General features: G+C 66.9%; 9 protein-coding genes. 6 read left to right on the top strand and 3 right to left on the bottom strand.

Annotated features, from left to right (window positions below; genetic code table 11):
- Positions 1-243 precede the first annotated feature (243 nt).
- The gene (locus tag RT456_RS05345) at positions 244-2,904 is read left to right on the top strand and encodes a hypothetical protein (RefSeq protein ID WP_313343512.1); all 2,661 of its coding nucleotides are present in this window, start codon (positions 244-246) and stop codon (positions 2,902-2,904) included.
- Positions 2,905-2,927: 23 nt separating this feature from the next.
- Here RT456_RS05345 and RT456_RS05340 read toward each other — a convergent pair whose 3' ends face one another.
- From RT456_RS05340 to RT456_RS05330, 3 genes are all read right to left on the bottom strand, one after another.
- Positions 2,928-4,877, bottom strand: a complete 1,950-nt coding sequence (locus tag RT456_RS05340; RefSeq protein ID WP_313343510.1) for a prolyl oligopeptidase family serine peptidase — start codon at positions 4,875-4,877, stop codon at positions 2,928-2,930.
- Between the two features lie 135 nt (positions 4,878-5,012).
- Positions 5,013-7,001, bottom strand: a complete 1,989-nt coding sequence (locus RT456_RS05335) for a prolyl oligopeptidase family serine peptidase (RefSeq protein WP_313343507.1) — start codon at positions 6,999-7,001, stop codon at positions 5,013-5,015.
- A gap of 167 nt (positions 7,002-7,168) precedes the next feature.
- The gene (locus RT456_RS05330) at positions 7,169-7,804 is read right to left on the bottom strand and encodes a LysE family transporter (RefSeq protein ID WP_313343504.1); all 636 of its coding nucleotides are present in this window, start codon (positions 7,802-7,804) and stop codon (positions 7,169-7,171) included.
- A 132-nt stretch (positions 7,805-7,936) separates the two neighbouring features.
- On the opposite strand from RT456_RS05330, the gene RT456_RS05325 reads away from it, so the two are divergent.
- From RT456_RS05325 to mdcA, 5 genes are all read left to right on the top strand, one after another.
- The gene (locus RT456_RS05325; RefSeq protein ID WP_313343501.1) at positions 7,937-8,842 is read left to right on the top strand and encodes a LysR family transcriptional regulator ArgP; all 906 of its coding nucleotides are present in this window, start codon (positions 7,937-7,939) and stop codon (positions 8,840-8,842) included.
- 113 nt (positions 8,843-8,955) lie between these two features.
- Positions 8,956-9,534: a hypothetical protein gene (locus RT456_RS05320; protein ID WP_313343498.1), complete on the top strand. Its 579-nt coding sequence runs from the start codon at positions 8,956-8,958 to the stop codon at positions 9,532-9,534.
- 147 nt (positions 9,535-9,681) lie between these two features.
- Entirely contained in the window at positions 9,682-11,451 is a 1,770-nt protein-coding gene (gene mqo, locus RT456_RS05315) for a malate dehydrogenase (quinone) (RefSeq protein WP_313343495.1), read from the top strand.
- 326 nt (positions 11,452-11,777) lie between these two features.
- Positions 11,778-13,943, top strand: coding sequence for a TonB-dependent siderophore receptor (locus RT456_RS05310; protein ID WP_313343492.1), 2,166 nt, complete (start codon positions 11,778-11,780; stop codon positions 13,941-13,943).
- A gap of 132 nt (positions 13,944-14,075) precedes the next feature.
- Positions 14,076-15,719 carry a malonate decarboxylase subunit alpha gene (gene mdcA, locus RT456_RS05305; protein ID WP_313343490.1) on the top strand — a complete coding sequence of 548 codons (1,644 nt, stop codon included), beginning with the start codon at positions 14,076-14,078 and terminating at the stop codon, positions 15,717-15,719.
- Positions 15,720-15,728 lie beyond the last annotated feature (9 nt).

Genomic DNA, 15,728 nt, shown 5'->3' with positions numbered 1-15,728 from the left:
TGGACGCAACGGCACCGGACGGTGCCGTTGTCGTTTGTGGCGCGCGATGCACCAGCATCCACATGCACATAAACAGTTCTTAACACCATTCGACTTGATCACACTCTGCAGCCGTTAGAACAAGTTGTAGATACAGCCGTTTTGCCGCTCTTCACCATGACGCTCCCCACGCGCCAGCAATGGCTGACATGGGCACGGCGCGCGTTGCCCACGCGCATCCTTTCTGCGTTCATGGAGTTCCCCATGCCCCACCCTGTTCCAACCCCGCGGCCGCTGGCCGCGCTCATCGCCCTGGCGCTGTGCACCAGCATCACCGCGCCCGCGCCCGCGCACGCCGCCGATGATCTTGACTGCGACGCCACCCCCGAACACCCGCGGTGCGAGGACGCGGCCACGACGCGCAGCATGACCCCCTGGGTGCTTGGCGGCGTGGCGTTGGCTGGCGCGGTTGCCGCCGCAGCGGGCGGTGGCGGTGGCAGTAGTGCAAGCGACGGCGGTAGCGGTGGCGGCAGCGCGCCGGGCCACGAGGGTGGCCAGTACGGCGGCAATCATGCATTGGCCGGCGCAGGGACCGACATCGGGTGGGAGGGCAACGTGGAGACCCTCGTGGTCGGCCCCGCACGCAACGACGGCACGCTGCGCCTCAACGCGGGCACGCTGCGTGTGCGCAGCGACGGTCACCTGCGCAACACCGGCACCCTGCGCGTCGGCCAGGCTGCCCACCTGCTTGTCGAGAATGATGGCGACCTGGACAACCATGGCCGCCTGGAACTGCAGGGCCAGCTTCACCTCCAGCACGATGGCAGCGTGGACAACCATGGCACTCTGGTCGCGCATGGCGCGACCATCCGTGTCGACGGCGACTCGGAACTCGAGAACCTGGGCAACATGGAACTGCGCGACACCGTGGTCACCCTCACCGGTGAGGGCGAATTCGACAATGGCGAGCGCCGACGCAATGCCACCCTGACCGTCGACGGCGGCGGCTTCTCGCTGAGCGGGATGGCCGGGTTCGACAACCACGGCACGGTCAACGTCACCGGCGCCCTCCACCAGGGCGCGCTGGTGCACGCGGTCACCGCACGCGTCGGCAACGAGCACGACGTCATCGACGCGTTCAACAACCACGGGCAGATCACGCTGAACGGCAACGCGCGCGTACTCACCCTGATTGCCGACCGCCATGCCAGCAGCGGGGTCAACCGCGTCGGCGGGCATCTCGTCAGCCATGCCCGCAACCAATCGGCGTTGCACGCCGAAGGCGCGCAGGCGACCCTGCTCAACCAGGGCAACCTCACCGTCACCGGTGACGGTGCGGTGGCGATGTCCGGCGCGCGCGGCGCGACGCTGATCAACGACGGTGTGATCAACCTCGGCGTGGCCGGTGGCAACAACGGCCAGCACATGGTCGCCATGGCGTCCGACGGCTCGGCAACCATCAACAATCGCCGCAACGGCGTGATCAACATCCACGCCGACAATGCCCATGCCTTCCGCATGGGCGCCAGCGGTGGTGGCCGCCTGATCAACAACGGCCAGGTCAACATCCATGGCCACGGCAGTGGCACGCATGCCGACCTGCCCACCCAGGACGCCGACCGCCCCGCCCCCGATCTCGGCTGGCAGGCGCCCCGGGGCGTCAGTGGCTATACCGTCGGCACCCAGGTCGACGGCAGTGCGGGGCAGATGGTGCTGCATCAAGGCGGTCATCTGGTTGATGTCGATGTGGATACCGGCTTCACCCGCGGTACGGACCAGTCGAAGGTCCGACTGGACAACGTGTTCGTCGGTGCCGATGGCGGCGAACAGAACATCACCAGCGCCACCGTGGTGTGGCAGGCCCGGGCCGAGCGCGACGAAGACGGCAACGTTGACGTGGTAATGACCCGCAACGATTACCGTGAGCTGGCCGATGCTGCAGGCCAGGACATCGCGTCGGCACTTGAAGCGGGCTATGCCAACAACGCGCTGTACCACAGCCTGGAAGTGGCCAGCGAAGCCGAATTCCACACGGCGCTGAACCAGCTCTCCGGCGCCGGTCTGGCGGCGGCCGGCATGCGTCTGACCGCCAACGGCGATGCGTTCTGGTCGAGTCTGGCCCAGGCGACGCCTGCCAATGGCTACCGCCTGGTGGCGTTCGGCCCGGGTTCGGCCAGCGCCTCCGGCGTGCAGGGCGTCGGCACCGGGATGCAGGTGGCGATGGCGATGGGCGGCGGCCGCCAGCTGCAGCTGAGCAGCGGCCTGCTGGGCTCTGATTTCTCCACCGACGGTGGCCAGACCCGCTCGCAGTCGCGCTTTGCCGGCATCGGCCTCGCCGAGGCGCTGGGTGCGTTCACGCTGCAGTACACGCTCGGTAACGAATGGCACCAGACAGATGGCCAGCGCCAGCTGCACTGGGGTGCCACACGCATGAGCGCCCACAGCCAGCGCACGCTGTCACGCACCCGGCTCAGCAGCATGCTGAGCACCGGTATCGACGCAGCAGGTCTGCACTGGCAGCCGCGCGTGGGAACCACGGCCTACCATGCCCGTGAAGGCGCGTTCCATGAGTACGGCGCCGAGGCGCTGGGCCTGTCAGTGGGTGCCGGCACCCGCAGTGGTATCCAGCTGGAGCTGGGCTCCTCGGTGGCCGGCTACCTGGGCAGCGGCTGGTCGTTGCGTGGCGATGCCGCGCTGTTCGGCTCGCTGGCGCATCGCGCCAGCCTTCGCAGTGCGACGCTGCACGGCGCAGGCGATCACGCCTTCGTCGTGCAGGGAGGCGCGCCCTCGGGACTGGACTACCGGCTGATGATGGGCGCCGACTATCGCTACAGGCGCGCCGCTGTGGGCGGTGCGGTGATGGCCGAGCGGCTGATGGGCGTGCGGGATGTGCAGGCGCAGATGCAGGTGCGCATGGCGTTCTGATCGCGCCTGGGCAAGGCGTGGCGCTACGGTTGGGCGGGAGTGGCGGCCGAGGCGGTCTGGCCGCCCAGGCTGCGCGCCAGGAAGGCCAGCAGCTTGGCGTAGTACTCGCGCTGGTGCTGCGGGGTGTAGAAGCCGTGGCCCTCGCTCTTGTAATACAGGCTTTCCACCGGTGAGCCGGCACGCCGCAGCGCGGCTTCCATCCGCTTCGTATGCTCGATGGGGGCACGCTTGTCTTCGCCACCGGCGGCCAGGAACACCGGCACCCGCACCTGTGCGGCCAGGGTGACCGGCGAGCGCGCGCCCAGCGCCTCGACCGGCCCCAGCCAATCCCGCAGGTAGGTCACGCCAGAGCGGTCGTCCTGGATATCGCCCACCTCGTACATCAGCGGCAGGTCGTAGACGCCCACGTACCCGGCGGCACACTGGTACAGGCCCGGTTCGCGCACCGCACCCATCATGGCGGCGTACGCGCCATAGCTGGCGCCGTAGATGCAGATGCGCTTTTCGTCGGCGATGCCCTGGGCGATCGCCCAGCGCGTGGCATCGGTCACATCGTCCTGCATGCGCAGGCCCCATTGATGCTTGGCGGCCACGGCATGCGCACGCCCGTAATTGGACGAGCCGCGGAAATTGATCTGCAGCACCGCGTAGCCGGCCGCCGCCAGCAGCTGCGTGTCGCGTTGGTAGTCGCCCGCGTCGAACACGTCGATCGGCCCGCCGTGCGGCATCACCACCATGGGCAGCGCGCGTGCCTGCTTTCCATGGGGAACGGTGAGGAACCCATGCAACGGTAGTCCATCGCGCGCGGTCAGCGCGATCGGGCGCACCTCGGCGCTCTGCGCTGCATCGATCCAGCTGCTGCGGCTGGCCAACAGCGTGGCTTTCTTCTCCACCGTGTCGTAGCGGTAGAAATCGCCCGGGTTGGTACCCGACCAGGTCTGCGCCAGGACGGTGCGCCCGTCGCGGGTGCTGGAGGTGACGTACACCGGGCCGCGCAATGCGGCCCGCAGCGTGCGGTACAGCCGCGCGGTACTGGAGGTGTCGTCAAAGAAACGTGCGCGGGGAACATCGCCAAAGTACAGCGCGCCCACCGGCACCCGGGTGCCGGGCTGGTAGATCACCCGCCCCAGATCCACCACCTCGTCGCGCAGCAGCAGGCGCCGCTCGTTGGTCTGCGGGTTCCAGCTCAGGATGGCGTCGGGTCCTTCGGTCTGTTCGACCTGCAGGTAGGCCAGGCTGCCATCGGCAGAGAATCCCAGCGGCGTCTCGACCCGATGACTCTGCGACTGGTCGTTGATCAGCACCCACTCCTCGCCCCGCTGCGCGCGGTAGTAGAGCTTGGGCACGTTGTCCTGGCTGGCACCCGAGGCAAAGCGCACCTCGCCGGTGTTGTCGGTGGTGAAGTCCGCGCGCTGCACCGGCGACCGTGCCACCGTCATGCGTCGCCCGGTCACCGCATCCATCCGCTCGATCCGGGTATAGGGGTTCTCGGCGAACGGCCACACCGCGATCAGCACGCTGCGGTCGTCGTTGGCCAGCTCATCGGTCAGGAACGCCGCCACGCCGCCTTCATTGAAGCCCCCCACGCGGTAGCCGACCAGCAGCTGGCCGCCCTTTCCGTCGGCATTGATGCCATACAGTTCGCCGGTGGGCTGCGGCCGGTCGAGCCGCCCCGACTTCTGCGCCAGGCCGATCACCAGACGCTGGTTGCTGACCCAGTCAACGCTGCCGGCATGATTGTTGCGCGGCGGGCGGAACGAACCGACCATCGCCATGTCGGCGGTACGCAGGATCGCCACCGCCGTGGCGTCTTCCAGCGGCACGGTGGCGGCCACGTAAGTGCCGTCGGGCGAAATCTTGATGGTGGTAAACGAATCCTCGCGCAGGAAGCGCTCCAGATCGACCGCGCCGGCCCCCGCCGACAGCACCGCACAACCCGCGCCCAGCAGCGCAGCCACGATTGTCTTGCGCATCCTTCCCCCTGGCTCCTGGACGTCTTGTCCGGGTGGCCGATTCTAGGCAGAACGAGGCGGCCAGTTCCATCCTCGGACGGCCAAAACAAGGAACGGCACCCGGGGGTGCCGTTCGTGTCCCGCCGTGTCCCTGGGTCAGGGCGTTGCGGGCGCGGTGGCGCTGGCGGTCTTGCCGCCCAGACTGCGCGAGAGGAAGCCCAGCAACTTTGCGTAGTATTCGCGGCGATGCGGGTCGGTGTAGAAGCCGTGGCCCTCGGTGGAGTAGTACAACGACTCCACCGGCACGCCCGCCTTCTGCAGCGCGGCTTCCATGCGCTTGGTGTGCTGGATGGGGGCGCGTTCGTCTTCGCCACCGGCGGCCAGGAACACGGGCACCTTGATGCGATCGGCCAGGTTCACCGGCGACACCGCGGCAACCTCGGCAGGGCTGCCCAGCCATTCCTTCAGGTAGGTGCTGCCTGAGCCGCTGCGCTGGATGTCGCCGGTGGTATGCATCATCGGCAGGTCGTACACGCCGACGTAGCCGGCGGCACACCGGTACAGCGCCGGCTCGCGAGCCGCCCCCATCATCGCGGCATACGCCCCGTAGCTGGCACCGTAGATGCAGATCCTGGAGGCGTCGGCGTGCCCTTGGGCGATGGCCCAGCGGGTGGCGTCGGTGACGTCGTCCTGCATGGCGGCACCCCACTGCCTGGCACCGGCGTTCTCGTAGGCGCGGCCGAAATTGCCGGAGCCGCGGAAGTTGACCTGCAGCACGGCATAGCCGGCATCCGCCAACATCTGCGCTTCGGTATCGTAGCTGCCGTCGTCGAAGACGCCGAACGGACCGCCATGCGGCATGACCACCATCGGCGGTTTGGCCGACGCCGGGGTCGACGGAACCGTGAGGTAGCCATGCAGCTCCATCCCGTCGCGGGCCTTGAAGGCGAACGGCTGCACCTTTGCGTTGCGCTCCGGGTCAACCCAGGCGCTGCGGCTGATCAGGTGCTCTGCACTCTTCTTGACGGTATCGAAGATGTAGAAGTCGCCGGGATTGCGCCCAGACCAGGTCTTTACCAGTACATGGCGGCCATCCCCGGTGCTGGAGGTGATCAATACCGCATCGCCGCCGAATGCCGCCTCCAGGCTGCGGTACAGGCGTGCATCGGTCGACGCCTCGTCGAAGAAGCGGGTGCGGGGTTTGTCGCCCAGGTACAGCGCACCGACCGGAACGCGGGTACCCGGGCGGTAGATCAGCTCATCGGGGTCCACCACCGGGTCGCGCAGCAGTGGGGTGCGCGTTTCCGTCAGCGGATCCCAGCCAACGATCGCATCCGGGCCGTCGGCCTGCTGCACGCGCAGGTAGGCGGTCCTGGCATCCTCGGAAAAGCCGAGCGCGGTTTCAATGCGACCGCTGTCGGCTTCGTCGTTGACCAGCTTCCAGGCATCCCCGATCGCGTCGCGGTAATAGAGCTTGTTGACGTTGTCGGCACCGGCACCATGGGCGAAGCGGATCTGTCCCTGCGGGTCGCTGACGAAGTCCGCGCGGCGCACCGGCGACCGTGCAACGGTCTGGCGGCGGCCACTGTTGATGTCCAGCCGGTCCACGCGCGTGTACGGATCCTCGATGAACGGCCAGATCCTGACCAGCACATTGCGCTCGTCCTGCGGCATCGAGTCGATCAGGAACGCGGCTACGGCCTCGACCTTCTTCGGCTGGATGTGGCTGCCGGGACCCTTGCTCGCCACCCGGTAGCCAACCAGCAGTTCGCCGCGGCCGCCGTTGGCGTTGATCGCGTAAAGCTCGCCGGTCAGCTGCGGCTTGTCCAGGCTGCCAAACTTCTCGGACAGGCCGATCAGCACGCGCTCGTTGTTGACCCAGTAGAAACTGCTCGCGTGGTTGTTGCGTGGCGGTACGAACGAACCGGTCACCTTGCCGGTGGAGCGGCTCAGGATCGCCAAGGCGGTGCGGTCTTCCATCGGCACGGTGGCCGCGTAGTAATCCCCGCCCGGTGACAGCTTGATGTCGGTGAACGTATCGCGCTTGAGGTAGTGCCCCAGGTCCAGCTCTGCCGCAGCCGCCTGTCCAATGGGCCCACACAGCAGGGCCACGACGGCCAGGGCCGCCCACGTCGAGTAACGCATCCTTCCCCCTTCCTTCCGGACACCTTGTCCGTGATCGCCGATTCTAGACAGATCGCGGCGTCGGGAGCCAGTCGCGGCAGCCAGGGACGCGGGCGACCCGGGAAAGAAAAATGGCACCGCGAACGGTGCCATTTTAAGGAGTGCATTGACGGAGAGAGAGAGAGAGATCAATGCACGCCGCGGAACGCCAGGCTCAATGCGAGAATCGACAGGATCACGGCGATGGTGCCGTCGAGGATGCGCCAGGTCCTGGGTTTGGTGAACAACGGGGCCAGCAGGCGGGCGCCGAGGCCCTGGGCGGTCAGCCACAGGCAGCTCGCGGTGACCACGCCGGCGGCGAACGCCATGCGGGCATTGCCGAAGTTTTCGGCAATCGAGCCGATCACCATCATGTCCAGCCAGAAGTGCGGGTTGATCAGCGAGAAGCCGACGGCGGCCGTGAGCACGGCACGGCGCGAGGTGTTGTCGCCGTCGTCCACCTGCATGCCGCCACCACCGGCCAGCGCGCGACGCGCCGACTGCCAGGCGTACCAGGTCAGGAAGGCCACGCCCCCCCACAGCACCACGGTGGTCAGCCACGGCAGTGCCTGGGTGAGGGTGCGCAGGCCGGCGACGCTGGCGAAAATGAAGACGGCATCGATCGCCGCGCAGGTGGCCACCACCGGCACGATGTGCTTGCGCAGGATGCCCTGGCGCAGGATGAAGGCGCTCTGGGCGCCGACCACGGCAAACAGACCGATGCCTGCGGCGGCGCCACTGAACCACGCGGCCAGACCGGGGCCGCCGGAAATGAAGGAGAACATGGGGTACCACCTGTCTTGCGGGGGGGCGGTGCCTCGCCAAGGCGTACAGCACCGGATGGCGCGTATTGTCGCGCCGCAACATGAAAAAGTAGAGCTAAACTTACTTAACCATCTTTAGCGGAACTTAAGACGATGCGTATCGACCATGCCCAGCTGCGGGCGCTGGCGGCGGTGATCCGGGAGGGCAGTTTCGAGCGGGCCGCGCAGTCGCTGAATGTCACGGCGTCGGCGGTGTCGCAGCGGGTCAAGGCGCTGGAGGACCGGATCGGCCGCCTGCTGGTGAAGCGTTCGTCGCCCGCGGTGGCCACGCCGGAAGGTCAGGTGCTGGTGCAGCTGGCCGAGCAGACGGCGCTGCTGGAGCACGATGCGCTGCATCGGATGGGTATCGCGGACGAGGACCTGCCGCATGCGAGCATCCCGGTGGCGGTCAACCACGACAGTCTGGAGACGTGGTTCCCGGAGGCGGCGCTGAATTTCGCGCGGCAGACGGGGACCACGCTGGACCTGCGTTCGGAGGACCAGGACCACACGGTGGCGCTGCTGCGCCAGGGGGCGGTGCTGGGGGCGGTGACGACGCTGGACGAGCCGGTGCAGGGCTGCCAGATCCACGCGCTGGGCAGCATCCGCTACGCGGCCACCTGCACGCAGGAATTCCACGACCGCCATTTCGCCAAGGGGGTCAACGCGCAGTCGCTGGCGCAGGCACCGGTGCTGGTGTTCAACCGCAAGGACGACATGCAGGCCCGCTTCGCGCGGCGGCTGGCCGGCGACGACCTGCCAATGACCGCGCCAACGTGGTGGATTCCGTCGACGCGGGCGTTCGTGCAGGCCAATCTGGGCGGGCTGGGCTGGACGATGAACCCGCTGCCACTGGTCAAGCGCCATCTGGAGGCCGGGCGGCTGGTCCTCATGAAACAGCGCGCGTGGGAAGACGTGCCGCTGTACTGGCAGCACTGGAAGGGCGACGTGCAGACGATGGCCTTGTTGACCAAGGCGGTGCTGGCGGCGTCGGGGACGCTGGTGCGCAAGCGCCGGTGATTCAATGCCAACGGCCAAAGCGGCGCGGCTGGATTGCTGCGGCTTGGCCCGGCTCCACACCCTCACGACGCTTGGAGCGGCACGATCACAGCGTCAAACTGCGGGACAGAGCGATGGAATCAGATCCGGTCTACCTGCATATCCGGGTGGTGCTCAGCATCATCCTCGGCCTGAGCATCACCACGCTGGTGAAGGGCCTGGCCTCGATCATCGAGCATCCCGCGCGGCGCGGGGGCTGGTCGGGCATCCATCTGTGCTGGGTGCTGTGGACGCTGGTGTCGGTGGTGACGTTCTGGTGGTGGGAGTTCCGCCTGGGCGAGGTGCGCCACTGGACCTTCGGGCTGTACCTGTTCGTGATCGGCTACTGCGCCAGCTGGTACATGCTGTGCGTGCTGCTGTTCCCCGATGACCTGCGCGAGTACGGCAGCTACGAGCAGTACCTGCTGCAGCGCCGCGGCGGCTTCTTCGGGATGCTTGCCCTGGTGACCCTGCTTGACCTGGGCGACACCGCCATCAAGGGGCACAGCCGCTGGCAGCTGCTGGGCGAGGCCTATCCGGTGCACACCGCGATCATGCTGGTCATCGCCGGGGTCGGCATTGCCAGCCGATCGCGACGCGTCCACCTGGCGCTGGCCGCGCTGGCCCTGGTGTACCAATGCGGCTACTTCCTGGTGGAGTACTTCACCCTGTAGCCGCCCGCGCGATGCTGCGTTGCACCAAATCCGTACCATTTCGGGATAAAATCAGGACACCAGGATGCGCCAAGAGCTTGTTTCTTCACGCTTCTTCCCCAAAGCGTCGTCATCCTGCCCTCATCTCCCCACATGAAGAGAATTCCCATGACGAAGTCGTCTGGAACGAATTCGGACGCCGCGCAGCGGCAGCCCGAAGGACGCCCGGCTCGGAAAACCGGGTTCAGAAGGTTTGGCAAGGTCGTACTCGGCCTGTTCGTGCTGCTGCTGATCGCGGCGGCCGTGTTCCTGTATTGGCCCCTGCACCAGCGCTCGGTTCCGGCCGCTGGCAACGACAAGCCGGTTGACGTCGTGCTGGTCGGCGGCGGCATCATGAGCATCACCCTGGCCACCTTCCTGCAAGAGCTGCAGCCGGACTGGAACATCCAGGTGTACGAGCGCCTCGACGGCGTGGCCCTGGAAAGCTCCGATGGCTGGAACAATGCCGGTACCGGCCACTCCGCCTTCGCCGAATTGAACTACACCCCCGAGCTCCCGGACGGCAGCATCGAGACCAAGCGCGCGGTGGGCATTGCCGAGCAGTTCGAGATCTCGCGCCAGTTCTGGTCGCACCAGGTCAAGGAAGGCCGCCTCAGCCAGCCCTCGGACTTCATCAACCCCACCCCGCACATGAGCTTCGTGTGGGGCGATGACAACATTGCCTACCTGCACAAGCGCCAGCAGGCGCTGGTCCGCAATCCGCTGTTCTACGGCATGCAGTACTCCGAGGACCCGGCGCAGATCAAGGCGTGGGCACCGCTGCTGATGGAAGGCCGCGACCCGAACCAGAAGGTCGCCGCCACCTGGATGCCGCTGGGCACCGACGTCAACTTCGGCGTCATCACCCGCCAGCTGACCGCCGGCCTGCAGCGCAACCCGAACTTCAGCCTGCACCTGCAGCATGAAGTCGGCGCACTGCGCCAGAACGACGACAGGACCTGGAACGTGACGGTCAAGGACCTCACGTCCGGCACCGAGTCCACCATCAAGTCGCGCTTCGTCTTCATCGGTGCCGGCGGCGCCGCCCTCAAGCTGCTGCAGCTGTCGGGCATTCCGGAGTCCAAGGACTACGCCGGCTTCCCGGTCGGCGGCCAGTTCCTGGCCTTCAAGTCGCCGGCCATCGCCGGCCGCCACAGCGTCAAGGCCTACGGCATGGCCGAAACCGGCTCCCCGCCGATGTCCGTGCCGCACCTGGATGCGCGCAAGCTGGACGGCAAGCCGGTGGTCCTGTTCGGCCCGTTCGCGCTGTACAGCACCAAGTTCCTCAAGCACGGCTCCTGGTTCGACCTGTATTCGTCCGTGAACCACAACAACGTGGCCGGCATGCTGGACGTGGGCGCCGAGAACCTGGACCTGGTCAAGTACCTCATGGGCCAGGCCCGCTTGAACGACGACGACCGCCAGGCCGAACTGGTCAAATATTTCCCCAACGCCAAGCGCGAGGACTGGACGCTGGTCACCGCCGGCCAGCGCGTGCAGATCATCAAGCGTGACCCCGAGAAGGGGCCGGTGCTGCAGTTCGGTACCGAGATCGTGACCGACAAGGACCACACCCTCGCGGCCCTGCTGGGCGCCTCGCCGGGTGCATCCACCTCCCCGCCGATCATGCTGGACCTGCTCAAGAAGGCCTTCCCCGAGCAGATGGCCGCCGGTTGGGAAGCCCGCCTGAAGCAGATCGTCCCGTCGTACGGCCGCAAGCTCAACGACAGCCCGGCGCTGACCAACGAGATCCGCCGCCAGACCAGCGACGCCCTGCGCCTGCCCTACCTGGACGTCCCCGGAGAGACCAGCCCGGCCGTGATGCTGACCGCCCCGGCCGCCCCGGCGGCCCCGGCCAAGGAAAAGCGCAACGCCAATGAGGAGTTGCAGGCGTTGTAAGTCTGTTCCGGCGCCAGCCACGCAGGGCGTGGCTCTACGAAAGAAAACCGGCTCTCTGGCCGGTTTTTTTTTGCTTGTACCGGCCGCCCACAGGACGCCGTCGGGGGCGTGGGGCGGTAGGGGGGTAGCGGGACCTTGAGCAGCATGGATGCTGCGATGAGCCCCATGGATGGGTTTACGCGCGTCCCGCTACCCCCCTGCCGCCCCACGCCCCAGCACTGAACAGGAAGACGCCATGACTAAAGCTCGTTAAATTATTGTAATTAGAATGCGAACGATTTACATTTGCGTCCCGATGTGAACAGCCCACCTCTTCGAGACCCTCCATGTACCGTCGCGACCTCCTCCCCCGTTCCCTCCGCCGTGCACCGCTTGGCCTTGCCCTGCTCTCCGTGCTGTCGCTCGCCTCGCCCCTCGCGATGGCCGAGACCGCCGATGCCGCGAGCGATGCCAAGACCCTGGACCAGGTGAACGTCGTCGGGACCCAGCGCGCACCGTCCAGCACCACCCGCCTGCCGATCACCCTGCAGGAAACCCCGCAGTCCACCAGCGTCATCGGCCTTGAGCGCCTCCAGGACGAGTCCCTGTTTTCCATCAACGATGTCATGCGCAACATCACCGGCGTCAATGTGTCCTTCTACGACACCCAGCGCCCCCTGTATTACGCGCGCGGCTTCACCATCACCGACTTCCAGGTGGACAGCCTGCCGACCTACAGCGGCTCCACCAACCAGGAATATGACACCGCGTTCTACGATCGCATCGAAGTGATCCGCGGCGCCAACGGCCTGCTCAGCGGTGCCGGCATCCCCTCCGCCACCGTCAACCTCCTGCGCAAGCGCCCGGGCAAGGAATTCGACGCCTCCTTCGCCGTCAGCGCCGGCAGCTGGGACTTCCGCCGCATGGAAGCCGACGTCAACGCCCCCCTGACCGCCGACGGCCGCTTCCGCAGCCGCGTCGTTGCCGCCTACACCGATCGTGAGCTGTATTACGACCGGTACAAGGAAGACAAGATGGCCGGCATGGCCGTCCTCGAAGGCGACCTGACCGATTCCACCACCGTCACCGTCGGCTACCAGCGCCAGGACAACAACCCGGTCGGCTCCACCTGGGGCACCGTTCCGTTCTTCAACAGCGACGGCACCTTCGCCCACCTCCCGCGCGAAACCAACATGGCCCCCAAGTGGAGCTACTGGCAGCGCGAGACCAGCACCGCCTTCGCCAACCTCGAGCAGCGCTTCGGTGAGAACTGGCTGCTCAAGCTCAACACCGCCTACACCCGCGGCAACGTCCAGAACGTACGCGTCTACGGCAGCGGTTACCCCGATCCGGTCACCGGTGCCGGCACCTACCTGCTGGCCGGCGCCGGCGATGCCGAAGACACCCGCAAGGGCGCGGATCTGTTCCTGTCCGGCACCTTCCCGGCCTTCGGTCGCGAACACGACGTCGTCGTCGGCGGCAGCTGGTCCGACCTCGAAGCCACCACCTGGACCCTCACCTCGGTGGCCAGCTGGCGCTACAACATCCCCGACATCCGCACCTGGAACGGCGACATTCCCGAGCTGACCGCCAGCCGCACCGGCGCACGCCGCATTGCGCGGACGAAGCAGAGCGGCGTGTACGCCTCCACCCGCCTGCGCCTGGCCGAGCCACTCTCGCTGATTGCCGGCGCCCGCCTGAGCCGCTGGGAAACCATGACCCGCGCCTACAACGCCGCCGGCACTTACACCGGCACCAGCGGCCAGTACAAGGTGACCGACGAGGTCACCCCGTACGTCGGCCTGGTCTACGACATCGTTCCCGACTTCTCCGTCTACGCCAGCTACACCGAAATCTTCAACCCGCAGAACTACAAGGACCGCAACGAGAACCTGCTGGCGCCGGTGGAAGGCTCCAACCTGGAAGCAGGCATCAAGTCGCAGTGGTTCGACGGCAAGCTCACCGCCAACGCCGCCCTCTTCGAGGCCAAGCAGGACAACTACGCGGTGCGTGACATGAGCCTGCCGGACGGTTCGCTCAGCGACGGCAGCTCCGCCTACATCGGCGTGAACGGTACCAAGTCGCGCGGCTGGGAAATGGACATCAACGGCGAGATCCGCCCGGGCTGGACCGTCAACGCCGGCTACACCCACGTCAAGGTCACCCGTGCGGCGACCGACATGATCTACGCCAACCTGCCGGAAGACTTCCTGCAGCTCAACACCAGCGTGCGCCTGCCGGGCGCGTTCGACCGCCTGACGCTGGGCGGCGGCCTGTCGTGGCAGAGCGAGGTCGAGGGCTACAACATTCCCTACCCGCTGGGCGGCACCCGCACGGTGAAGCAGCCGGCGTACATGCTGGTCAACGCGCATGCCAACTACCGCATCAGCGACAGCTGGACCGCCACGCTGAGCGTGCGCAATGCACTGGACAAGACGTACTGGGCCAACCTGGACTACAACAACTACGGCGAACCGCGCTTCGTGTCGTTCAGCCTGCGCTGGAAGTACTGATCGGGAATGCCGCCACATCCGCACCTGAATAGGCCCGCCGCCCGGCGGGCCTTCTTTTTTGCTGCATTGCGGGTTGCACACCCCTCCATAATTATGGCGTAATTATCCAAACCCCGGACCGGATGTGCGTCGATGAACCCCAGTTGGGACACCTTGGAGCGAGGTCGCCAGGCACGGCTCGAACGCGCCGCGCCATGGGCGCAGGGCCATTCGGTCGCCGCCGACGATGCCATCGCGCTGCTGCACGCCCTGCTCGAACCCGGCGACAAGGTCTGCCTGGAAGGCAACAACCAGAAACAGGCCGACTTCCTGGCCCAGTGCCTGGCCGACCTTGACCCCGCCCGCGTGCACGACCTGCACATGGTGCAGTCGGTGCTGTCACTGCCCTCGCACCTGGACGTGTTCGAGCGCGGCATCGCCTCCCGGCTGGACTTCTCCTTCTCCGGCCCGCAGTCGGTGCGGCTGGCCAACCTGGTCGCCGAAGGACGCATCCAGATCGGTGCCATCCACACCTACCTGGAACTGTTCGGCCGCTACTTCATCGACCTCACCCCGCGCGTGGCACTGGTAGCCGCGCAGGCCGCCGACCGCCACGGCAATCTCTACACCGGCCCGAACACCGAAGACACCCCGGTCATCGTCGAAGCCACGGCGTTCGGCGGCGGCATCGTCATCGCCCAGGTCAACGAAATCGTCGATACCCTCCCCCGCGTCGACATTCCCGCCGACTGGGTCAACTTCGTGGTGCAGGCTCCGCGCCCGAACCACATCGAACCCTTGTTCACCCGCGACCCGGCGCAGATCTCTGAAATCCAGGTGCTGATGGCGATGATGGCCATCAAGGGCATCTACGCCGAGTACGGCGTCAACCGGCTCAACCACGGCATCGGCTTCGACACCGCCGCCATCGAACTGCTGCTGCCCACCTACGCCGAATCGCTCGGGCTGAAGGGCAGGATCTGCCAGCACTGGGCGCTCAATCCGCACCCGGCGTTGATTCCCGCGATCGAGTCGGGCTTCGTCACGTCCGTGCACTCGTTCGGCTCCGAACTGGGCATGGAGAAATACATCGCCGCGCGCGGGGATGTGTTCTTCACCGGCGCCGACGGCTCGATGCGCTCCAACCGCGCGTTTTCGCAGACCGCCGGCCTGTATGCGTGCGACATGTTCATCGGTTCCACCCTGCAGATCGACCTGCAGGGCAACAGCTCCACCGCGACCCGCGACCGCATCGCCGGGTTTGGCGGCGCCCCCAACATGGGCTCCGATGCGCGCGGCCGCCGCCATGCCAGCGACGCGTGGATCAAGGCCGGCCAGCAGGCGGCACGCCCCGGTGACATGCCGCGCGGACGCAAGCTGGTGGTGCAGATGGTGGAAACCTTCCGCGAACACATGGCGCCCGCGTTCGTCGACCGTCTCGATGCCTGGGAACTGGCCGAGCGCGCCAACATGCCGCTGCCGCCGGTGATGATCTATGGCGACGATGTCAGCCACGTGCTCACCGAAGAAGGCATCGCCAACCTGCTGCTGTGCCGCACCCCGGAGGAACGCGAACAGGCGATCCGCGGCGTGGCCGGTTATACCGCCGTCGGCCTGGGACGCGACCGGGCGATGGTCGAGAACCTGCGCGACCGGGGCGTGATCCAACGCCCCGGCGACCTGGGCATCAACGTGCGCGACGCCAGCCGTGACCTGCTGGCCGCGCGTTCGGTCAAAGACATGGTGCGCTGGTCGGGCGGTCTGTACGACCCGCCCAAGCGCTTCCGCAACTGGTAAGGAAACCTG

The sequence above is a fragment of the Stenotrophomonas sp. genome, from assembly GCF_032099025.1.
Classification (GTDB): Bacteria; Pseudomonadota; Gammaproteobacteria; order Xanthomonadales; family Xanthomonadaceae; genus Stenotrophomonas.
The sequence above is the reverse complement of the archived record's forward strand: the minus strand, read 5'-3'. Positions and strand labels throughout refer to the sequence as shown.

Coding starts and splice junctions, on each gene's coding strand:
- RT456_RS05320 (WP_313343498.1), top strand. CDS start 8,956: ATGGAATCAGATCCGGTCTACCTGCATATCCGGGTGGTGCTCAGCATC.
- RT456_RS05325 (WP_313343501.1), top strand. CDS start 7,937: ATGCGTATCGACCATGCCCAGCTGCGGGCGCTGGCGGCGGTGATCCGG.
- RT456_RS05310 (WP_313343492.1), top strand. CDS start 11,778: ATGTACCGTCGCGACCTCCTCCCCCGTTCCCTCCGCCGTGCACCGCTT.
- RT456_RS05330 (WP_313343504.1), bottom strand. CDS start 7,804: ATGTTCTCCTTCATTTCCGGCGGCCCCGGTCTGGCCGCGTGGTTCAGT.
- mdcA (WP_313343490.1), top strand. CDS start 14,076: ATGAACCCCAGTTGGGACACCTTGGAGCGAGGTCGCCAGGCACGGCTC.
- RT456_RS05340 (WP_313343510.1), bottom strand. CDS start 4,877: ATGCGCAAGACAATCGTGGCTGCGCTGCTGGGCGCGGGTTGTGCGGTG.
- RT456_RS05335 (WP_313343507.1), bottom strand. CDS start 7,001: ATGCGTTACTCGACGTGGGCGGCCCTGGCCGTCGTGGCCCTGCTGTGT.
- RT456_RS05345 (WP_313343512.1), top strand. CDS start 244: ATGCCCCACCCTGTTCCAACCCCGCGGCCGCTGGCCGCGCTCATCGCC.
- mqo (WP_313343495.1), top strand. CDS start 9,682: ATGACGAAGTCGTCTGGAACGAATTCGGACGCCGCGCAGCGGCAGCCC.